Annotated in this window: 21 protein-coding genes; 14 read left to right on the top strand and 7 right to left on the bottom strand. The window is 40.8% G+C overall.

Features of this window, described 5'->3' with window-relative positions:
• The first annotated feature begins 92 nt into the window (after nucleotides 1-92).
• The 3 genes from H4W00_RS10880 (at nucleotide 93) to H4W00_RS10890 (ending at nucleotide 3,461) form a co-directional block, all read left to right on the top strand.
• Nucleotides 93-1,058 carry a polymorphic toxin-type HINT domain-containing protein gene (locus H4W00_RS10880; protein ID WP_209958136.1) on the top strand — a complete coding sequence of 322 codons (966 nt, stop codon included), beginning with the start codon at nucleotides 93-95 and terminating at the stop codon, nucleotides 1,056-1,058.
• A gap of 1 nt (nucleotide 1,059) precedes the next feature.
• Complete coding sequence (locus H4W00_RS10885) at nucleotides 1,060-1,923, top strand: hypothetical protein (protein ID WP_209958139.1); 864 nt, start codon at nucleotides 1,060-1,062, stop codon at nucleotides 1,921-1,923.
• Between the two features lie 908 nt (nucleotides 1,924-2,831).
• Nucleotides 2,832-3,461 carry a DedA family protein gene (locus tag H4W00_RS10890; RefSeq protein WP_209958141.1) on the top strand — a complete coding sequence of 210 codons (630 nt, stop codon included), beginning with the start codon at nucleotides 2,832-2,834 and terminating at the stop codon, nucleotides 3,459-3,461.
• Between the two features lie 88 nt (nucleotides 3,462-3,549).
• Here H4W00_RS10890 and H4W00_RS10895 read toward each other — a convergent pair whose 3' ends face one another.
• Entirely contained in the window at nucleotides 3,550-4,104 is a 555-nt protein-coding gene (locus H4W00_RS10895) for an IS630 family transposase (RefSeq protein ID WP_209959199.1), read from the bottom strand.
• Nucleotides 4,101-4,586 carry a winged helix-turn-helix domain-containing protein gene (locus tag H4W00_RS10900; protein WP_209958143.1) on the bottom strand — a complete coding sequence of 162 codons (486 nt, stop codon included), beginning with the start codon at nucleotides 4,584-4,586 and terminating at the stop codon, nucleotides 4,101-4,103. The genes H4W00_RS10895 and H4W00_RS10900 overlap by 4 nt, the downstream gene beginning before the upstream one ends.
• Nucleotides 4,587-4,702: 116 nt before the next feature.
• On the opposite strand from H4W00_RS10900, the gene H4W00_RS10905 reads away from it, so the two are divergent.
• The 8 genes from H4W00_RS10905 (at nucleotide 4,703) to H4W00_RS10940 (ending at nucleotide 13,961) form a co-directional block, all read left to right on the top strand.
• Nucleotides 4,703-6,379, top strand: coding sequence for a phosphoethanolamine transferase (locus H4W00_RS10905; RefSeq protein ID WP_209958145.1), 1,677 nt, complete (start codon nucleotides 4,703-4,705; stop codon nucleotides 6,377-6,379).
• 80 nt (nucleotides 6,380-6,459) lie between these two features.
• On the top strand, nucleotides 6,460-7,146 hold the full coding sequence (locus tag H4W00_RS10910; RefSeq protein WP_209958147.1) for a response regulator transcription factor: 687 nt from the start codon (nucleotides 6,460-6,462) through the stop codon (nucleotides 7,144-7,146).
• A 99-nt stretch (nucleotides 7,147-7,245) separates the two neighbouring features.
• Nucleotides 7,246-8,604: a sensor histidine kinase gene (locus tag H4W00_RS10915; RefSeq protein WP_209958149.1), complete on the top strand. Its 1,359-nt coding sequence runs from the start codon at nucleotides 7,246-7,248 to the stop codon at nucleotides 8,602-8,604.
• Between the two features lie 603 nt (nucleotides 8,605-9,207).
• The gene (locus H4W00_RS10920) at nucleotides 9,208-9,681 is read left to right on the top strand and encodes a diacylglycerol kinase (protein ID WP_209958151.1); all 474 of its coding nucleotides are present in this window, start codon (nucleotides 9,208-9,210) and stop codon (nucleotides 9,679-9,681) included.
• A 47-nt stretch (nucleotides 9,682-9,728) separates the two neighbouring features.
• A complete protein-coding gene (locus H4W00_RS10925) occupies nucleotides 9,729-10,460 on the top strand; it encodes a PAP2 family lipid A phosphatase (protein WP_209958153.1) in 732 nt (243 codons plus the stop codon).
• Nucleotides 10,461-10,693: 233 nt separating this feature from the next.
• Nucleotides 10,694-11,272 (top strand): PepSY domain-containing protein, encoded by a 579-nt coding sequence (locus H4W00_RS10930; protein WP_209958156.1) that lies wholly within the window; start codon nucleotides 10,694-10,696, stop codon nucleotides 11,270-11,272.
• 268 nt (nucleotides 11,273-11,540) lie between these two features.
• Nucleotides 11,541-12,224: a response regulator gene (locus tag H4W00_RS10935; protein WP_209958158.1), complete on the top strand. Its 684-nt coding sequence runs from the start codon at nucleotides 11,541-11,543 to the stop codon at nucleotides 12,222-12,224.
• Nucleotides 12,225-12,347: 123 nt separating this feature from the next.
• Entirely contained in the window at nucleotides 12,348-13,961 is a 1,614-nt protein-coding gene (locus tag H4W00_RS10940; protein WP_209958160.1) for an ATP-binding protein, read from the top strand.
• Between the two features lie 130 nt (nucleotides 13,962-14,091).
• Here H4W00_RS10940 and H4W00_RS10945 read toward each other — a convergent pair whose 3' ends face one another.
• Complete coding sequence (locus tag H4W00_RS10945; RefSeq protein ID WP_209958163.1) at nucleotides 14,092-14,334, bottom strand: hypothetical protein; 243 nt, start codon at nucleotides 14,332-14,334, stop codon at nucleotides 14,092-14,094.
• A gap of 191 nt (nucleotides 14,335-14,525) precedes the next feature.
• Nucleotides 14,526-15,026, bottom strand: coding sequence for an alpha/beta hydrolase fold domain-containing protein (locus tag H4W00_RS10950; RefSeq protein WP_209958166.1), 501 nt, complete (start codon nucleotides 15,024-15,026; stop codon nucleotides 14,526-14,528).
• A gap of 245 nt (nucleotides 15,027-15,271) precedes the next feature.
• On the opposite strand from H4W00_RS10950, the gene H4W00_RS10955 reads away from it, so the two are divergent.
• Entirely contained in the window at nucleotides 15,272-16,435 is a 1,164-nt protein-coding gene (locus tag H4W00_RS10955; protein ID WP_209958168.1) for an iron-containing alcohol dehydrogenase, read from the top strand.
• Nucleotides 16,436-16,511: 76 nt separating this feature from the next.
• Nucleotides 16,512-17,423 (top strand): SMP-30/gluconolactonase/LRE family protein, encoded by a 912-nt coding sequence (locus H4W00_RS10960; RefSeq protein ID WP_334684957.1) that lies wholly within the window; start codon nucleotides 16,512-16,514, stop codon nucleotides 17,421-17,423.
• 205 nt (nucleotides 17,424-17,628) lie between these two features.
• Here H4W00_RS10960 and H4W00_RS10965 read toward each other — a convergent pair whose 3' ends face one another.
• The 3 genes from H4W00_RS10965 to H4W00_RS10975 all read right to left on the bottom strand — a co-directional run bounded on the left by H4W00_RS10965 (nucleotide 17,629) and on the right by H4W00_RS10975 (nucleotide 20,625).
• Nucleotides 17,629-18,942, bottom strand: a complete 1,314-nt coding sequence (locus tag H4W00_RS10965; protein ID WP_209958170.1) for a lytic murein transglycosylase — start codon at nucleotides 18,940-18,942, stop codon at nucleotides 17,629-17,631.
• Between the two features lie 62 nt (nucleotides 18,943-19,004).
• Nucleotides 19,005-19,796 carry a peptidoglycan DD-metalloendopeptidase family protein gene (locus H4W00_RS10970; protein ID WP_209958172.1) on the bottom strand — a complete coding sequence of 264 codons (792 nt, stop codon included), beginning with the start codon at nucleotides 19,794-19,796 and terminating at the stop codon, nucleotides 19,005-19,007.
• A gap of 385 nt (nucleotides 19,797-20,181) precedes the next feature.
• On the bottom strand, nucleotides 20,182-20,625 hold the full coding sequence (locus H4W00_RS10975; protein ID WP_334684958.1) for a 5'/3'-nucleotidase SurE: 444 nt from the start codon (nucleotides 20,623-20,625) through the stop codon (nucleotides 20,182-20,184).
• A gap of 784 nt (nucleotides 20,626-21,409) precedes the next feature.
• On the opposite strand from H4W00_RS10975, the gene H4W00_RS10980 reads away from it, so the two are divergent.
• On the top strand, nucleotides 21,410-21,844 hold the full coding sequence (locus H4W00_RS10980; RefSeq protein WP_209958173.1) for an MCR_0457 family protein: 435 nt from the start codon (nucleotides 21,410-21,412) through the stop codon (nucleotides 21,842-21,844).
• The last annotated feature ends 175 nt before the right edge of the window (nucleotides 21,845-22,019 follow it).

Consider the following 22,019-nt stretch of genomic DNA (forward strand, 5'->3'; position numbering starts at 1 on the left):
ATAGTACATCGCGTCCTGCTGATTGTATCTATATAGATGGGGGTTTAAGAGTTATAAATGGCGCAGTTTATGAAGCTCTAGGCGCTGGTGCATTGAGAAAAGTACCTACTGGTACAACTGCTCAGAAAGCTGTTAAAGAAACAGTGCAAGAAAGCGCACCCAAAAATATGGATTTTAGCAAGGTATGTAGTGGTACAGTATGCTTCACCGCAGGTACTTTAGTACACACTATAAATGGTCTAAAACCGATTGAAACGATTAACTGTGGTGAGTTAGTTTGGTCGCGAGAAGAGTTTGGTAATAAGTATGACTATCTTCCAGTAGTTGAAACCAAAGTAGCACCCAATGTGCCTATTTATGAAGTTAAGATCAAGCATGATAGTGGCTTAGAAGAAACCTTTAATACTACTGAAGAGCATCCATTCTGGATTGATGGTGAAGGTTGGCGCAAAGCTTCAATCTTAGAGTCAGGTATGAAGCTATTAGATAAGCATGGCAATGTGACAGCAACTGTTATTAGCCAAACTCAATTAGAAGAAACTGACACAGTTTATAACTTTGAAGTACAGGACTTCCATACTTATCATATTGGTGAGATGGGTATTTGGGTACATAATGCGGATTGTTGCGACTTTACCAACAACTGGGGAAGTATTGAACCAAAATTCAAGGCAGCTGGTTGGGTTGATTCCAAAACCAATAAGGTCAGATATTTAGATCCATTCGATGGTAAATTAAAGAACTTTCCTGATGACGTAAAACCATCTGTTGATCATATTTTGCCAAGAGCTGAAGCAAAAGATTTAGCAGGAGGTAAATTGACAGCGACAGAATTAAATAACATTGTTAATGCGCCTGAGAATCTTATGCCATTACCGAAGTATCTCAACTCATCAAAAGGGAGAAAGGTAGAATATTCAAATGGCGGTTGGGTAGAATATGGCAATAAAGGTAAGCCAATACCGATTAGCCCAATTTATAAGGAAAGTATTGGAAGGATTCAATTAAGAATTCAAGAAAAAATTAGAAAAGCGGTTGAAGCTAAAGAGGGAAAATAAAATGAATACACATATTTTAGATAGGTTTGATAAGATTTTTTATGACTTAAACGAAGTTAGTATTAATGATGTTTATATTAGAAATAAAGATGAAACAGAAATTGAATTTAACCCATTAAATTTTAAAAATGATAAGCCTAAAGATCAAAGTTTTAGTGAGTATTTTTTTAAACCTTTTAAAGATACCCAACCTGAAATGTACAAGATTTTATCTGAGGTTAAAGAAGTTTTTTTCTACGGAATTGAGAGATCGTCTATTCCAGAGATACTTTCTGATGCTACGGCGTTTGGTATAAATATAAATGGTATTATTGTATTTTTAGGGTATACGCCTTACATTGATAAGCATGCTCAAAGAAATGAGTTCAATTTACCTAGAGAGATTATTCAATCTTGGCTATGGCATAGTGCTGGTTGGTATATTCCTGAGGGTATTAATATTCCACCACTAAATGCAAGTGGCTTGCCGTCTAGTAATAATCCATCCATAGGGTCGGTCTATAAAGATCTTAGAAAAACAGACAAAAAAGCTCAGGGAAAGGTATCTTTTTTAGAGAAAAAATTTGATCAACCTTTTTTGATAGAATATGGTTATAAAGGCGATGAAAAACATGATACGCACTTTCAATTGCACGCATTAATTGATACAAGGTTTAACGGTTTAGAACAACAGGAAAATTTCCAAATATTCTCTATCACTAATCATATTCAAAAGGATATGTTTCTTATCCAAGACCAAGATGTTTATAGCATTAAGAAACTTGTCAATCCAGCACAAGCAATAGACAAGTACGCAGCCCATTTACTATCAAGACAGGACGGTTTCTTTGACTTTAGAGATTATGGAGAAGAGTTTCAATATTGAAATAAAATTATGTATTTTATGAATTGTATGGACTGATCAGAGCTTGAGACCTTCAACTTCTTAATTGTTTAAAGTAATAGAGCACCGATATACTTAAGCTCAATTAAAAACCTTTGACTAATTGTAAGACTAAGGCTTTTGTTAATGGTAAACGATAGAACAGTAAAACACTGAACCTTGCCGTCAATCCCATACAGTTAAATTTGGGAGATTTTAATCACGCATCTTAACAGTAAATCAAACCACGTTTAGTTCAGCAATCGGTAGCCATTCGCTAACAATGAAACAGTATGATACGACTTTTGGAGGAGTGCGGATGTAGATTTACACCCTTTTTAGCAAAATCTATCTAAGTTAAATGTATAAAATATATACCTAATTTTTTATGATAAAGTATAATTTTTATACATTATAAGTGACCAAGATTGACATATCTGACTTGATAAATAACGTTAAATGACGCTAAACGTCATTTGAAATATTATCCTGTATCCCCTTATTGGTAAGGATTTTTAGGTTAAAGTACTTTAATACAGGTTAATGAAATATGGTGGGTCTAGCCTGTCACGCCGGGGGTCGCGGGTTCGAGTCCCGTCCGCTGCGCCATATTTAGTAAAAAGTTAAAACGAATTTAGACTTTAGGTTTAAGCAAGTTTCGCCTCAGACATTAGATTGTTTGGGGTTTTTTTGTGTCTGGTGTTTCCTATTCCTTACTGATTTAATTAAGGGTTTGATAGGACTACGTCAACAGGACCTATAACAAACTTATAAAACCAACACTTACAAAGATCAATTACCCTTCTATATTAAGTGTAATACTAAGCATTATGTTTCTTATCTTAACCTTTCTTTAATATGCAATTTGCTACTCTAATGGCCTTCAAGCAGATATTCAACAAGGTATCACCATGAATCAAATTAGCGACTGGGTACTGGCTATCATGGCAAAGTTTGGCTACTTCGGTATTATATTTGCCATGTTTGCCGAAAACGTTTTTCCGCCCATACCGTCTGAGGTTATTATGCCAGCAGCAGGTTTTGCTGTGGCGAGAGGCGACTTAAACCTAGTATTAGTCATACTAGCAGGTACGCTCGGAACGGTACTTGGCGCTCTACCGTTATATTACTTGGGGAGCCTGTTTGATGAAGAGCGTCTAGTACTGTTTGCTAAAAAATATGGCAAGTATGTGTTTGTTAAGTCTGATGACGTCCTAGCTTCTAGTCATTGGTTCGATAAACATGGTAAAAAAGCAGTGTTTTTTGGACGAATGGTGCCCGGCATTCGCTCACTTATCTCTATTCCTGCCGGTATGAATAAAATGCCGATGCTTCCCTTTTTGCTACTGACTGCTCTGGGGTCAAGTATTTGGATAACTTTACTGACACTGGCAGGCTATCACTTCGGTAGTAATTATGACGTTATCGAAGCCGTACTCGCGCCATATTCTAAAGTTTTCTTGCTAGTTGCCGTGGCTATTATCATTGGTTGGTTTATTAAGCGGCGACTCTCTAGTCAGCACAATAAAAACACTGTCTAGTACTGGAACTTACTCGTTAATCCTATAAATTTAACCACTTTAAATATTAACTCTGAATGACTTTTCCAACTTATACCAATCCCAATAACTAAAGTTGCGCCCAAGTCCGAGTAGTCAAAGAGCGAACTCTCTCTGGCTGCTCAAGCAACTTATTCCAAGCACAGCAAGCCGCATCAACAATAGACTCATAGTCCTCATAGCAGCGATTAGACAACTCATTCTGTTTGAGATACTGCCACACGTTTTCAGACGGGTTTAACTCAGGTGAATAAGGGGGCAGTTTAAGCATCGTCACATTGTGTAGATTCAAGCTTGGTTGATGCCATAATGCCCCGTCCATCACCACCACCGCATGACGACCTTCGGGAACCGCCTTACTGATCTCTTGCATATGCAAGAGCATGGTTTGCTTATTAACCCAAGGCAGAACCAGTCCCACACTGTTTCCCGTAGCAGGACAGAAAGCACCAAAGATATAGGTTGATAAGAACTGTTGTTGTCTGATGAGCCGAGGTCTTTGACCGCGGTAATGCCAAACTCGAGTCAGTGATCCTTGTTGTCCTATGCGAGTTTCATCTTGAAACCAGATATCGACTTGTTGTAAATCAATACCTTCAGGTAATATTTCTTCGACATGGGTTATAAAGTTTTTTTAAAAGCTTCTTGTACCGCATCATTGGCTTTTGGGTGCTGACTACGAGCACTTATCCAGCTCATACCGATACGCTTTAACATCTCGTAAATACCGTTAACGGTATAGTGAGCATTATAGTGCTCTTTGGCTATCTGTTGGATGTCTTTACCGGTTAGACGACCGCCAGCTCGCTTTTCTTGCTCAGAGACGATCATGGCTTTGAAGGCATCTATGTCGGCTTCCGCCAGTTTGCTATGCCGACCTCGGCGGGGACGGTCATAGATACTGTCAAGTCCACGTTGAAGATAACGTTTCTTGGTGCGTCTGGCGGTTTCAGGGTGAATGTAGAGGTCTTTGGCAATGTCGTTAGTGGCTTTGCCTATGCTATATTGATATAGAATAAGGAGACGTTGGCGGGCTCTGGGGTTACGCTCGGTCTTCGAGAGTTTGCCAAAGTTATGATCTTTTAGGGTGTCTGTTGGTATAGTCATGGTTCAATTATACTATATATTTTGGGTTTGGTATTAGTTCTCTTAACATTTTCTTAACAGACTACTTGCTACCTTAGAAGCCTAAGCCCTCTCTAACTCTGTTAAGAAGTCAGTATATGTTAAGACAACTAGTTCCTAATATAAATATTGCTAAAGCTAATAACACAGACAGCGATATCAGTAAGTTCTATAATCGTGAGGTTAGTCTCGCTTATCTTATTATAATGGTTGCGCTATATCTCGTTGCGACTGCAAATATTGGCTTCTTTAGGCAAGCGTTGGCTATTTATCCTTTTGCTGACAATATTGGCTTTATAGTTTCTCTTACCGGCTTACTGTTTGGGCTGATGTGGTTGCTATTTCAGCTGCTATGCTACCGGCCCACAGCAAAAGTAGTGCTGGTTGCCATAGTTATTATTGCTGCAATCTGTGGCTATTTTACTGATGCTTACGGGACGATATTTGACCGTGATATGCTGATTAACAGCTTGCAGACCGATCAAGCTGAAGCGATGGGATTGATGGCACCAAGCTTCGTCATCCGCATATTATTATTGGGTGTACTACCCGCTTTTATTATTAGCAAGATTCGTATAAGGCGTCCCACTTGGCGACGAGCTATATTGCAAAAAGCAGTCACACTGATACTGTCTATTGCGCTAATCGCAATCTGTCTTTTGCCATTCGGCGATCAATACGCCAGCTTTTTTCGTCAGCATAAAATGGTGCGTAGTTATACCAATCCTATTACCCCTATTTATTCGGTGATCAAACTAGGTACTGACTATTTCTATGAGCTGCGCCGACCTGATACCTTAATACTGCATGCGACAGATGCAAAGCGTGTAGCGCCCGCCAGTAATACCGCAAAGCCTAAGCTAATGGTATTTGTGGTGGGTGAAACCGTTCGTGCTGATCATATTGGCTTAAATGATTATAAGCGCGATACCATGCCATTACTAGCCAGCCAACCAGATATCTATAGCTTTAAGGATGCGACTTCCTGTGGCACTTCTACTGCTTATTCAGTCCCTTGTATGTTTAGTTACTCTAATAGAGCGAACTACGACGTAGATACTGCTAAGTATAATGAAAACGTCTTAGATACGCTTAATAAACAAGGCGTTAATGTCATTTGGCGTGATAATAACTCTAGCTCTAAAGGCGTGGCAGATCGAGTGATTTTAGAGGACTATAAAACACCTGAAGTGAATCCTAACTGTGATATTGAATGCCGAGATATCGGAATGCTTGATGGTTTTGACACATTGGTTAAGTCAGACACAACGCCAAAAGACACGCTAATTTTGCTACATCAAATGGGCAATCATGGACCTGCTTATTACCAACGTTACCCCAAAACATTTGAAACATACAAACCGGTTTGTATGACTAACGAGCTGTCCAAATGTGATGATCAGTCAGTTATCAACGGTTATGACAATGCTATTCGTTATACCGATTACTTCTTGAATGCGGTTATCGATACGCTAAAACTTTATCAGCAAGATTATGATGTGGTGATGGTATATATTAGTGATCATGGAGAAAGTTTGGGCGAAAACAACATCTATTTGCATGGCCTGCCCTTCAATATTGCCCCAGATGCCCAGAAAAAGGTACCAGTGATTATTTGGTCGCCCAATGGCAATAATATTGACGCAGACAGCCTTTCTCGTATGACCAGTCAGCCAGTATCACACGATTTTATCACGCCAACTTTACTTAATTTCTTCGGTATTTCTACCCAAGAGGTGGCATCAGCCCCCACTTTTTTTAAATCTACTAATTAAACTGTTTTTTTACTCTAGAGCATATTGAACTTTTTTAATAGACAATAATTGTAGATAAAACGCTCATGGACAAAACACTCATGTATAAAATACTTATCGTTGAAGACAATCCCGATATCGTGGCAAATATCTATGCTTTTTTTGAACCAAAGGGCTTTGAATTGGACAATGCCCACAATGGACTCAGTGGCTTGGCACTGGCAGCAAACAATCGTTATGACGTTATACTGCTAGATGTGATGCTACCCGGTATGGATGGCACCAAACTGTGCAAAACGCTTAGAGAAGAACTGCATAACAAAACGCCGGTATTAATGTTGACCGCGCGTGACACTATTTTGGATAAGGTGGCAGGGTTTGATAGTGGTGCTGATGATTATCTAGTCAAGCCCTTCTCCTTGATTGAATTAGAAGCTCGTATCAAAGCCTTGATACGTCGTTATCAAGATGAGCATTTTGGGCATAGTATAGAGGTAGGTGCTCTGTCCATAAATGTAGCTGAACATAGTATCAAACGAGAAGACCAACTGCTCAAGCTAACCCCCACAGGATTCAAAATCTTACATGCCTTGATGAATGCCTCACCTCGGGTCGTCAGTAAAACCGAACTTGAAGAAAAAGTATGGGGACAAGATATTCCAAGTAGTGATGCCCTTCGCACCCATTTACATAGTGTGCGTGCACAAGTTGATAAACCCTTTGATAAAAATATGATAGTAACGATGCCTGGTGTTGGCTACCAAATTATTGATCCGGGCAAGATATAAAATTTTATAATATGATTAAAATAATAAGCACTATTATAAGCAGCCGTATCTGTGTTTCTTCTTACCCTATCTACTGCCTTACACTATTAAGTAAATGCCATGTTCAATATAGACTCAATAGCCAATAAGTTTCGCATCTCATATTTTTTATTTGCTTTATTGCTTTGCACCACTTTCGTCAGTATTTTTATGTATGCTGAAGTCAGAATAGAGCAAGAATTGGTCAAAGCTCGTCTGCTACAACAGTTAGAGCTTAGTCAAGAAAGAAAGGGTGAGCAGTCTGTTTATGTTGCAGACCCAGGCATTAAGATCTATCACTACGATGTCGCACCAACAGACTTACAGACTTTAGCGACCGAAACAGTACAGGAAATCCCTGTGACAGTGAATAATCAGGCTGGCAAGCTAAGGACCAATTTACACTTTTTTACCTATCAACAAGACAAACAAGCCTATCTTTTGACTTACTTAGAAGACAGCGAAATGGTGATGGAGAACTATCCTGTTTTGGCAATTTTTGAGCATCTAGAAGACATCTTTGCTGATGCGCTGAGAATCGCTGTCATTTTAAGTTTGCTTATCGCCGCGATATTCTCTCATTTATCATCTAGACAAATTACCAAGCCACTATTAAATCTGAAGCAAGCGGTGGAAACCGATCATCAAAATTTAACCGAATTGACTCACCTGCCCTCAGAGGTTGGAGTGTTAGCAAGGGCAATAGATACTCAAAATCATAAACTGGCAGAGTATCTAAAACGTGAGCAGCTATTTACCGGGGACGTCAGCCACGAATTGCGCACGCCATTGACTATTATACTAGGGGCATCAGAAGTGCTTGCCGCGCAATTAGAAGACGATCACTATCTAAGCGAATTCACTAACCGTATCAGTAATACGGCTAAAGAAACCTCTGAAATTATCAGTGCCTTATTATTACTATCTCGTAATCCTGAACAACTGGACACGCCGCAAACGTCTATCAATAGTATCGCTATTAGCGAGATTGCACGCCTAAAATATTTAATCAAGTATAAACCCGTGACTTGTACCGTAGTCGCTGAGCAGGACTATGTGGCAGGCGTACGGCCTGAGCTGCTAAAAATGGCTTTAGGTAATCTAATAAAGAACGCCTTTCAGTACACTGATGATGGTGAAATAACGGTCACTATTGATGCTAAAAAGATTACAGTGACCGATACCGGTCTTGGCATTCCTGAGATTATGATGCCGCTACTGTATGAAAGGTTTGAGCGTTTAGGCCGTAACAATACAGACTTTCAGAGTAACGGCAAGTTCACAAATCATACAGAATCATATGAGTATTCTAATAATAAAGTGGAAGGTACAGGGTTAGGTCTTAGCATCGTGCAACGTATCATGACTCATATGGGCTGGGAATTAACGCATCAAGCAAATAAGACCGGTGGTAGTACTTTTAGTATTTGTTATAAGTAGTATTTATTATAAGTAGGGTTTCTTATGAATAAAGCCTATTAATAGATTGCTGTTAAAAACTTACAAGGCTGTAAAACACTTTATATATAACTGGCTAAAAAAATCAAACTTGCGATGCAATGTGCCCTTAATATTTTTTTTCTTGCTGTTCGTAAGCGTGACAGAGGCTACAAAAAATTCTTATCAGCAGCACACTATGTCCTTTTAAAATCAGCTCGACTATAGCTAGTGACTTCCTCTCAACTGCGATAATTGCAACAATAATGATATTGGTGATCACACTTAAACTATAATTTTAACCTTAATGAACAGCAGTAGCCGATACCATGATAGACGAGGTGTCGATTACTGCTTTTTTGTATGTGTAGCGTTTAACATTGGAATGCTTATTGATGACGCTATCAAAAACTTCTCTCGTTTAATAACCATCATGTTTTACAGTGCTTTATGCTTCCACGAACCAATATTGTCTTAACGCTTTCTTAATCTGCCCTGTCTTATACTGGTTTGATAAGAACAGTGTCCTGATTTTTTGTTGCATTATTTTTTCGCTATTCAAAATTCACAGCATACCTTGATATTAATGACTATTGAGAATTCAATATGAGCAAAGTTAATCCCATTAATCTTGCGAACGACCAGGCCGATCATAATCCTTTAAGCCAAACAACCTCTAATCAGTTGCTTGCTCCCGATAGCTATGCCAGTCAGGCTAAAGGCAAAAAAGGGGTTTCTCGTATTATAAAAGCCACCGGTTACTCTGTAGATGGTTTTAAAGCCGCTTACGAGCTTGAAGCGGCTTTTAGACAGGTTTTTTGGCTTAATCTCGTATTGTTTATGCCGATTATATTCATACCGTTTGGTACCAGCATAAAAATGATGTTAATAATCGCCTCTTTTTTATCACTTATCGTCGAGCTATTTAACACGGGGCTTGAAGCCAGTGTTGACCATACTTCAACGGACCAACATCCACTGGCTAAAATAGCTAAAGATGTGGGTTCTGCCGCGCAGTTTTTGGCGTTATTGCTATTATTTATCTTATGGTCAATGGCGTTATCAGGCCTTTTGTATTAAGCAATACTTGGGTATTTGCAGCTTAATATATCTTATAAGGTGTTTCAATGACTTCAGAAAGTAATTCAACTGATTGGGTTTGGCTCAAGCTACTATGCTTAACCATCATTGCGACCCTGACATTTGAGCATAGCCAATTAGATGTTGGTATTAGTGAGCTTTTCTACGCAGATGGACATTGGCTGTTAGAAAAAGGCGCACAGCCTTATGCCTTTATCTTTTATGACTTTCCTAAGTTATTATTAATTTTATTGGGCGTCTATTTAATAACGATATTGACTTGGCGGTATTGGCAGAGCCGATATCCTGATACTGTGAATGCTAAGCCATTTTTTATTAAGCCAATCGCAGCATTGTCTAGCCGAGAGCTAGGCTATCTGTTAATCACTATCATTATGGTACCTACTACTATTGCGCTGCTCAAAGGCGTAACTCACGTTAGTTGCCCGAATCACTTGACTCTTTTTAATGGCGATTTGCCCTACCTTAATCTCTGGCAAAACATAGTCGCTATGACACCAGCAAAGTGCTTTCCAGCCGCTCATGCCAGCGCCGGGTTTTCTTTATATGGGTTAGCGTTTTTACCCACACTACGACAGCATCGCTATAAAATATTTGTAATAATCACTGTTTTAGGATGGACGATGGGCCTATATAAAATGCTTTTTGGCGACCATTTTTTTAGTCATACCCTAGTATCTATGTTGCTGTCATTGACAATAGCTTGCGCGCTCGCAAGTGTCTTTTTTAAAAGAGCGGCAGTTAGACCTATCAGATAAGCGTTGATTGCCAACAGGCTTAAGGTAAAGCCTGCAGCGATAGGATCGATGTGGGTTACTATAACCAAAGACAGCAATATTCGATGGTTTAGCTTAATCCGTATATCAGGGTCATTGACCGGCTAAAACTCTGGACAGTTAAATATAGCTGCTAACTTAACGTTTGATATGCGCTAAGTCTCTGCTATGTATTACTCTGTATAATGAGCTTATACCCAACAAAGGATGACATCATGAAAAAGCTATCAACCCTAAGCAAATCTATTATTATGGCACTTAGTATCATCAGTATCGGTAGCGCTACGATCGCTGTAGGACAAGCAGCTACGTCAAACAGTCAGATCAGTGAAGCAATGGCGGCGACCCAAAGTAAGGTCAGTCTTGAGCAAGCGATTGTTATTGCCAACAAAACAGTCAAAGGTGATGTCATCAGCGCAGAATTTGATCAAAATGACCATGCAGCGGGTGGTAAATACGAGGTTAAAATTATCGCTAATAATACTGAGTATGAAGTAAAAATCGACGCAAATACCGGTAAGGTGGCGAGAAACAAGCAAGACAAACTTGATAAAGAAGATATAGCAGAATATAACGCTATGAGACAGTCTAAAATTAGTCTAAACCAGGCGATAAAAAAGGCTACCCAAAGCGTCAATGGAACAGTGATTGAAGCAGAGTTTGACATAGATTTTGGCAAACCTGCCTATAAGATTGAAGTCGTTAAAGGCAATCAAGTACATAAAGTAGTTATTGACAGCATGACCGGCAAGATTATTCGTAGTCAAGTCGAAGCAGTAGACAGTGATGACTAATAGCACTGCAAATAATAAATACTAAGATAGCCAGCTAGAACCTTACCTTTAATACTTTATAAAAAGCTCTAAGCAATACGACGGTATTGTTTAGAGCTTTTTGGTTTAAAAACGTTACTATAAATAGGTCACTATAGTCATATCTCTAGCATATCGAAACTAGAAAACTGAGATACTGGACGCAGATGGACCACCAAATATATCAAGCAGTGAGATTAACGCTGTAACGTATTGATATGAGTGTTGACACATAAATAAAGGAATTGCCATGCGCGTGTTACTGGCCGAAGACGACTTAATGATTGGCGAGAGTCTAAGCGACGCTTTGCACGACGAGGCTTATATCGTTGATTGGGTTAAAAATGGCCGCCAGGCTATTCTGACGCTAAAGGTACAACCTTATGACATTATATTATTGGACTTGGGCCTACCAGAAATCGATGGTATGGGTGTCCTGACCGCCATTCGCGATGCTAAGATTGACACCCCTGTGTTGATCATTACCGCTCGCGATGAGGTAAAGGACCGTATTGCAGGTCTTGATTCAGGGGCAGATGATTATGTGGTCAAACCTTTTGAGCTGGGGGAAATTTTTGCGCGAATGCGAGTCCTGATTCGTCGGGCTCAAGGTAAAGCCGACAATCAGCTCACCGTTGGCAACTTAAACCTAGATACCGCCCATAAACGAGTCGCCATGGACTCTATTCCTGTCGATTTGACTGCTAAAGAATATATGCTACTCGCCACCTTCATGCTGTCACCTGAAAAAGTCATGTCAAAAACTGAGCTTGAGGACTCGCTATATGGCTGGGGTGGTGAAGTTGAAAGTAATGCCGTTGAGTTTCTGATTCATAGCTTAAGAAAAAAACTTGGACAAAATAGAATTAAAAACGTACGAGGACTTGGTTGGTATATCAGTAATAACAAAGTAATTACGCCAAAGGATAGTTAGTCAATACTTTCACAGCATACAGTCATTAGGAAGGTCTTAAAGGCGCAGCTATGCGCTCAGGTGCTATACGATATTTATCCTTTATTACCTATAAAACCTATACTACTTTCAAAGACTCATACTATGCCATCTATACGCCAGCTCTTTAAATCTATGCAGTTTCAGCTGATTTTTTGGTCAGTTTTAGCGCTGTTACTATTAGCGATAATCGCTGGTGGCTATGGGTTTTGGTACAGCTATAAAGAAATTAATGAGTTCCAAGACGACAACCTTAAGAGCATGTCAGCGTTACTTGAACAAACGCTTGATATTGGCATGTCTGATTCCAATCAGCTGCATGAAACGAGCATCCACTTTGATACCGATGAAGACGATGGCAGTATCACGGTTGATGTAATCAATACGGCGGTAACAGCGCCAATAACCTACAACTCATCGCATAACGACAGTACCTCCAAAGATCATAGCGATGACGATTTTGATGATCTGACTTTAGACGATCTCGATTCGATACCAGTAGGCATCAGTACCAAAATGATAGATGACCATGTATGGCGCGTCTATCGCAGTAATAATGCAGACCAAGTTATCATCGTGAGGCAGCGTACCGAGTTTCAAGAAGACCTGGCCAAATCTAGCGCTATGCAATCTTTTCTTCCTTTAATTATTGGTATGACATTTTTGATGTTGCTACTACCATTCATTATGTGGCGGATGCTCAAACCTGTACGTCAGCTACAGATTGAGATTAATAAGCGTCAAGAAAGTGATCTGCATCCTTTATCTATTAGCAATTTGCCAACTGAGCTATTACCTTTAGCGGAGTCTTTAAATCGCCTATTAGCGCTAGTGAAGATCAGTATTGAACGTCAGCAACGTTTTATTGCTGACGCCGCACACGAGCTGCGCTCTCCCCTAACGGCAGTTTCCTTACAACTACAGCGGTTACAACGTCTGACCAGTGATGCGGTCATGACCGAAGGCTTAGACAAGCTTGCCATCCGCCTGAAGCGCAATCAACGATTGGTCGAACAGCTTCTAACGCTCGCTCGAGCAGGTAATATTAATATTGTAAATAATGCCAAGCATGAGCGAATCTCTATCAAAACTATTGTCGAACAAGTGATCGGTCTATTAGTGCCAATCGCTGATAATAAAAATATAGAACTGACTGTCCAATTATCAGACGTTCCCACATTGGCAGCACAAGTGAGCGTGGATGAAACTGCCTTGTTAATGCTCGTCAAAAACCTTATCCAAAACGCTATTGTTTATACTCCCGATAACGGCCAAGTAGCGGTTAAACTGTCACGATTTAGCGCAACAGCGAAAGAAGTCAGACGTCACGACACTAGTCTACTAAATAGCCTTGGCACTCATATTATTGGACTTACAAAGCAAAATAATTTACCCCGTTGGCTTGCTGGTAGACTGGTATTACAAGTCATGGATTCAGGCCCAGGTATTCGCCCTGATGAGTATAAAAATTCATTTGAGCCATTTGTAAGACTTAGTCAGATGCATAGTACTGTTGAAAAAACCTTAAACAATATTGGTCTCACGCGATCTGATAGTGCGACAACCAAATCTGAAGTCATAGAGGGGACAGGGTTGGGACTGTCGATAGTTAAATCGATCTGTGAGCAAGCAGGTATCGATGTTTTTATGCATGGTTCTATCTTGACGGCTGCCAATCGGGAAGACAATCGGGGGCTGTGTGTCACGTTGGTTTTTTAAAGCCTGCTACAGCATATAAATGAACGACTGTATAATAACGTAAAGACAAATCATTATTTAGAATAACGTAATAAACACTTAGTTTTATTATTTAAACTTTTGTTCACTTGTGTTGGATATCGTAAGTTTTTCAGTAGGAAGGTTTTTCAGCAAGAGAGTCTTCAGCAGGAGAGTCTTCAGCAGGAGAGTCTTTAATAGGCGATGTCACCAAGGTAACTAGCTCTAGTTGAATCGGTTTAAGCTCAACTGTTTTTATCTCGGGACGTGCCAGACTAGCCATAGATACTACAGCCCAGGCAGTGAGACCGTGCAATATGATGACTAGCATCGTTATCAAGGCATTAATAGAGCGAGTAAATGAATTTGGTATCATAAGAGTTTATAAGACGGCCGATTAGAGACAAGCATGAGCATATTTTAATGAGAGTGATAAATTGACCCGTTAAGCTCGAATGTGTTGCGTAAAACACTGGGCAGTTTATAAGTATTTTATATACTTTATTGATTTTAACGAGCATTTTATGATCTGATTAAAGATATAGACTGTCTTATGTTGGTTGTGGGTTATTTCATAGCTTTACGGCCATCCGACAGTCTCTCTTTCAGTATCTTTGCAGCCTCTGAAAACGCTACTCTTGCGTCGTCTATTTCTCCTGCCATGTTCATAAAGGGATGCGGTAGAGTTTCATAGATTTTTAGCTCAGTGTCGACGCCAGCATCTTTAAGCTTTTGCGCGTACTCAATACCCTCATCTCTAAGTACATCAAAGCCTGCCACCAGTATTACCGCCGGTGCAACGTCACTGACATCACCAAATAATGGCGATACAAGTGGATCAACCTTATTGCTCTCATTATTTATATAATGGTCAATGTACCAACGGGCCTGTGAGCGATCCAGAAAGAAGCCATCACCAAATAAATCATAAGACGACCGCTCTGTACTCATATCAACCCAAGGTACCCATAATAATTGTAGCATGGGTGAATCTTGGTCAAGTTTGGTCTGCTGCGCCACCACAGCTGCCAAATTGCCGCCAGCACTATCACCACCATGATAATACACTATGGCGGATTGCTGATCTGCTGCGTCTCGGGGTCGATAACGGCGCAGACGAATGCTGCGTCGTCATTTATGGAATATAGACTTAATATTTACTTTACCAAGCCAACTCAAGTAGACTCATAAAAATCCAGTATAAATGAGTATTGACTCAGTCATAAGAAACTCATATCTATATAACAAGCAGCGTATTTACATAGTTTTATTGATAACTGATAGACTAAGAGGACTATACAAGGAAGAGCCGTATGATAGGAATTGAGTTTTACACCAATGGGCATATCATCAGCGAAACTGATAGTATGCGCCAAAAATTAGGCGCATTAGCTAAGCAGTACTGTGCCACATCGGCCATCATTATCACCGATGCTGGAATTTCTCAGCTGGGTTATGACGATATTGCGCAACGGTCATTGCAAGATGCTGGCGTTCAGGTGGTTATCTTTAATGAGGTCGTTGCTGATCCCCCTATTGAAGTGGTTAATAACGCTATTGAACTTGCTAGAGCCAATCAATGTGACTTAGTCATCGGTTTGGGTGGTGGCAGCTCTATTGATACCGCAAAAATCGTTGCTTTATATCCCAATGATTTCGAATCAGTCGACGATATTTTAGATCTTGATTTGAGTGATTTTAAGAAGTTACCACTGTTCGCAATACCCACTACTGCAGGCACAGGGGCCGAGGCCACCTTTGTATCGGTAATCACGGCTAAAGATGGCAGTAAAAAGGCCATTTATACCCCCAAAATATTACCCGATGTCGCCATTCTAGATGCCACCCTAACACTCAAGCTGCCTCAGCATATCACTGCTGCGACCGCACTTGATGCGATGGTACATTGTATTGAGGCTTATACCAGCCGTACTAAAAAGAATCCTATTTCAGATGCGATGGCCGCTAAAGGGTTGCAGATGCTATGGAATAACTTTGAACGGGTACTTGAGCAAGGTGATGATCTTGAAGCCCGTGCCGAGATGCTATTAGGCTCGACTCTAGCAGGCATAGCATTTGTCAATTCTTCGGTAGCTGCGGTTCACGGGTTATCTTATCCGCTTAGTATTAATTTCCATATTCCCCATGGACACGCTAATGCGCTGGTGATGTGTCCGGTATTTACTTTTAATTTGCCAGAAGCAGCATCCATGTACGCAGAATTAGCCAGAGTCGTCATGCCAACTCAAATTTCTAATATGACTGATTTAGTCGCGGCAGAACGCTTTATTGAGCAATTAAAAAAGTTTTTAGAGGTGAGTGGTCTTAAATATCGTTTGAGCGAATTGGAGATTAAAGAACAAGATATTCCCGATCTAGCGGATATCGTCATCAATACTTACGCACGGCTCATTGCCACCAACCCTAGAGATATGACCTTAGGAGATGTGACTGCCATTTATAAAGAAATACTCTAATAAATAGCGGCATTCATTAAGACTATTTGCTAAAATCATGACCTGACAAAACCATTACTAATCAAGGAAGATTATTATGTCAAAAATTATGTCGAAATATGAAATAAGTGTGGTTGTTGATGGCTTTCATTATTTAGAAGGCCCTCGCTGGTACAAAGAGGCTTTATGGTTTGTCGATTTTTATACTCAAGGCGTCTACCGGGTGAACGACCAGGGTGTGGCAGACAAAATCGTTCATGTCGAGCAACAACCCTCCGGTTTAGGCTGGTTACCGGATGGCCGTATGCTAGTCGTATCCATGAAAGACCGTAAAGTATTACGCTTAGAAGACAATGGTGAGTTGGTCGTGCATGCCGATATTTGGGATCATTGTGCAGGTCATGCCAATGATATGGTGGTGGCACCAAATGGTAATGCCTATGTCGGCAACTTTGGCTTTGACTTGATGAGTGGCGCTGATCATAAAGATGCCGCATTAATACTGGTCAAAGTAGACGGTAGCTCACAGGTGGTTGCCGAAGGCTTATCTTTTCCAAACGGTATGGTTATCTCTGCCGATCAAAAGACCTTAATCGTCAACGAGCTGTTTGGTAATAGAATTTCACAATTCGATATCAAAGCAGATGGCTCTCTTGGCGAAAGACGCGATTTTGCGAGTTTTGGCGCATTAGGGGATGAGCCTAATCTCGGCTCCCGTATAGGTCAGGCTAAAATATTACCAGATGGCTTGGCTTTAGATGCAGAAGGAGCGGTATGGTTTGCTGATACTTTAAATCATCGCGCCGTGCGTATGGCAGAAGGCGGTGAGGTTTTAGAAGTAATAGATACTAGCCCTGAAGGGGTCTTTGCCGTCGCTTTGGGTGGCAAAGAGGGTAAAACGCTGTTTATGTGCGCGGCACCAGATTGGGATGAGGCCTCTCGCAAGTCTGAGACCAAGGGTCGTATGCTATCTACCCAAGTGAATGTTGGTCATGCCGGTACCCCTTAGCCTAGGGTAATAAAGTAGCAATTAAGAAACGAGGGTATCTATCACCCACTGTTTCTTAGTTGCTGCTTTTTTTGCTCATTATTTTAACGATTGACTATCAAATAATTGAGCCTTGTCTGCTATTTTTAATGGTTAACGCTAATACTGACAACTCGCTTATTGATTGCAACTGCCGTATTAAAGATCTAAAAAGTATCAAGCCTTTTCACCATGACGCCAATGATAACGCGCTACGCTGGGTGATAAAGCCATCCGGCGTTTGCCCATTGTCCCCTTGCCAGCGCTGAAATGCTTTGCGAGTATTAGTACCGACGATGCCATCAGCACCCTTAGTGTCGTAGCCTGCATTGGTCAGCCGTTGCTGTAAATTGGTCACTTGCGAGGTTGATAAGGGACGCTCATAGCGTGGCCATGACTTTTGCAGTCCGCTTTGTCCAGCGATGGCTTTACCCAATAAGCTAACTCCTAGCGCATAGCTAGACGAATTGTTATAGACCTTGATAACGTCGAAGTTCTGACTTAACAATAATGCTGGGCCATCTTTGCCAGCTGGAAGCCAAAGCTCCATTGGGGTATTGGCATCTAAAAATACGTCAGCGATGGTATCAACACCAAGAGACGCCCATCTAGCCGCGGGTTGCTTACTATCAACAATCGAGTAGTCAAACGAGGCCGGCAAGGTAACTTCATAAAAAGGTGCCAGACCACGAACCCAACCTGAGTTACTCAAATAGTTGGCGGTAGAGGCCAATGCATCAGCCGTTGACCACGGATTACGATGGCCATTACCATCACCATCTACCCCCTGTTTTAGCCAGGTATCTGGGATAAATTGCGTCTGTCCCATGCCACCTGCCCAAGAGCCTTCAAGCTGTAACCAAGACACATCACCACGTTGTAGCAGGGTCATTAAGGACAATAACTGAGTCTCGGCAAACGCTTGGCGACGACCATCATAAGCAAGAGTGGCAAGCGCACTAGGTAGATGGCTGTTCCCAGTCACAGCACCGTATGATGACTCCATACCCCAGATCGCAGCAATCACTTCGGCATTGACCCCATATTGCGATTCTAAACCCAATAAATATGGACGCTGCTCCGAAAACTTACTTTTACCCGTACTAACCCGTCCATCTGAGACCGCAGAATCCGCATAGTCCCACGGCATCTTAGAAAATTCTGGCTGACCTGAATCTAATGAAATAACCTGTTGATTTAAATAAGCAGACCCGAGCAGACGCTGGACAGCTGAAGCATCATAACCTGATGACATCGCACGCATAGAGAAGTCTGACTTCCAGTCCGAAAAACTATTATAGCTTGGCTGCGGAACAGGCTTGGGCGTCACTATACTCGGTACGGGCTTTACTTGAATGGTTTGAGTCTGAGTAATTTGAACGCTACCTTGACGCACTGGTGTACTAGGCTTCTTGATGGCCTGCTGGCTTGTACAACCTACTATCAATAAAGCAAAAAGTGACGTAGGCAAAAAGGCAATATATTGTTTTTTTAATATCATAAAAGGCCTCAAGTATTAACAAATAAAGTAATTAGTACAGTTATCAAAAAACAGCATTATATTTAACGTCCTAAGACTGCGCGTGGATCGATAGGATTACCATTTAGGCGCACTTGAAACTCTAAGCCAACTTGATTGGTTTGGCCAGAGCTACCCATACTGGCAATACGCTGAGCACGCTGTACCTGATCACCCTCTTTGACTAGCAACTGACTGTTGTGAGCGTAGGCGGTGATATAGTTTTCACTATGGCGAATCATGATTAAGTTACCATATTCTGGCAGTCCGTTACCCGAATAAAGCACTGTTCCAGATTGACTAGCAACGATTGGATCACCTTCTTTGCCGGCAAACCACATACCCATGTTGCCCGTTGACGCATCAAAGTTACGAACCACTTGGTTACGACTGGGGTACTCGTAGCCTGAGGTCGAATTGGCAGTCACTTCGTACGCTGGACTTGAGTTGGTAGTCGCGGGCGGCGTATATGTTGGTGCCGGCGTACTAGCAGCAGCGTTGTCAGTATTGTTACGTGCAGGGGTTGCTTCGCTCCCCTCCCATAACTTGAGCCATTGCCCACTATAGATTGTATATTTACTATCTAAACCATTAAACGCCCCAACTTGACGATAATTTAATTTATAGCGCGAAGCGATTTGACTGACCGTATCACCACGCTTTACCAGATAATAATTAGGAACACCTTGAGCATTGGTAGTAACTTTAGGTCCCATTTGGGTCGGCGATTGATAGCTGGGTTTAGTGGCGCAACCTACCATCGTTAGCATCGCTACTGTCATGGTGCCCACCAAAGCGGCAGTCGCTAGCTGAGAGCCAGTCATCAGGTTTTTCATATAAGGTTTCCTATTTTTTAAGTTACTCACAAGTATCCTATGGGTTGGTGTACGACTTAAGAGCGCATATGTACAGTCATAAAGGCTCTATTGTGTGGACGGTCCTATATATACAGTCGTATATGTGCAGCCACTGCCATTATCACTCTATGGTTGGTGTTACTTTGTAATATAATTAGTGGCCACTTATAATGCTAGTTACAAGGTTACTATTATTTTTACTGTGATCTTTATTATGGTAGCTTTTGTTATTATGTCTTCATAGCGTCAATGCTGAAAGCCTAGCAAGGGTAGCCGTTGGCGTATGATGTAGTCGCACTGGTGACAAGCTAATATAACCGGCTGCGACCGCTTGATCGTCAGTATATATAGCTGACGCATCAGCCTATTTGGTTAACGATGACTCATTTGCATCTTCAATGGCTGGTGTTGGCGACAAACAATACTCGCCTATGCTCTCTATTGGCAACGCTTTCTGACTTTTGCGTAAAGACAACCATTTGCGTAAAGACAACCAGTAGGCATCGCGCCCACGCGGGTCAATCACATGATGCACAGGACGAGCTATCTGACTGTGCCCCAGACTGGTAATCTTACGACCTTTGATACTATCGGCATTTTTTACATCAGGAATATTAACGTTTAATACATGATAGGGCAAACTTTTGAGCGCTTCTAATATAGATGTTTCGGTCAAAATCTTGACGATCTCATTGGCTGCTACTTGATAATGACTGCTGTCGTCCTGCCCATTGCCTATTATTGCACCACCGACCAACGAAGTAGCAATGGCCAGTATCCCATCATCATTACTAATTAAAAAATTCATTTCTACTCAATATACTCATATTTAACCGCTTATCTACTGGTATAACCATCCGTCTATCTGAGCACCTTGCTACTATAGAATTGCTATAATAAACGCTGGGTATCACACCTTTACTACTTAACGGTACTAGCACTTTATTATGACAGCTAGCGAATTTTCAAACGCTCTTTTGTCTCTATTATGATGATTACTCATACCATCGGCAGATTCTTATCTTTGGCTATGGCATTGTTGTCTTCATATATCGCTATCATACGAGCATAGTGTAAATCTTAGCGAGTCAGAGATAATCGGTGGGCGACACGAGGCGACAGCTCTACTGCTATAAAATGCTACTACTATAAATAGTTTTGATCATAATAAAAAGTAGCAGTTAATATGAAAGGTGAAAGATAACAACGCCAATTTAAATAGAACCGCATGGTTACGACGCGATAAGTTACGACGCGATAAGTTAAGACATTATAAGATTGCAGTCGAGTATACCCTAATAATCTGCAGGCACGAACTAACTCTTGACCTCTGATTTACTTAGCAGTCGGTTTTATTATTATGATTATTGGTTGGTATTTGAAATATCCTGTTACAATAAGCAATAAATGATAACAATGTTAAATCATACTTTTAGGCTGACGTAACTTATGAATGGATACTGCTGATATGTTGCTGTAAAACGCTCACAGGTCACAATATAGCCACACACGACGCAATATTTTATGTGACTTTTGTTTTTTTAACTATTACCATATGACCATTAAATGAAGATAAGCGAGTGTGATACTTAATGAAAAATCAATCGATATTATCTATAGCTTCTACCATAGCAAAGTTCGCTTCAAAAGTCGGTTTTGCTGGACTGATAACATCAGCTGCCATGCTATCCCAAACGGCCAATGCTGCTAGTAACCCAGCAACCACTATACCACTCGATATGTCCGGTATGAATATAACCAAGCATGAGATCGCGGTTATGCAAGTGTTGTCGGAGATTTGCCCACCCATGCTTTATGGCAAACAAAAGCAGCGATTCTATAAATCTTATACGGTGCAACTGCATGAGCTAATGCCCTCGTTAGAAGACCCAAAAGCCGCTATTCAGTATTTATCAACGCAGCAGGATTATCGCCAGATTCTACAGGGTATTCGCAGCTGGACAATGAAGTTCTCTAAACAAGAGAACAAAGCATTGTGCGAAGATCTAGCAAATGCAGAATACTAGCGGTACTAGTAGCATAGGTGGATTGATTGGCCTAGGCTTATTGATTAAAACAAGCTTGTTGACATAAATGTTATACGATTGGCTTAGGCAAAAATGGCGTTGATACAAGAGATTGAAATGAGCGACAATAATAAATCAACGTTATCAATTATGGTTTTTATAACGGCTTTGTAAA

The organism is Psychrobacter sp. PL19 (assembly GCF_017875835.1).
GTDB lineage: Bacteria > Pseudomonadota > Gammaproteobacteria > Pseudomonadales > Moraxellaceae > Psychrobacter.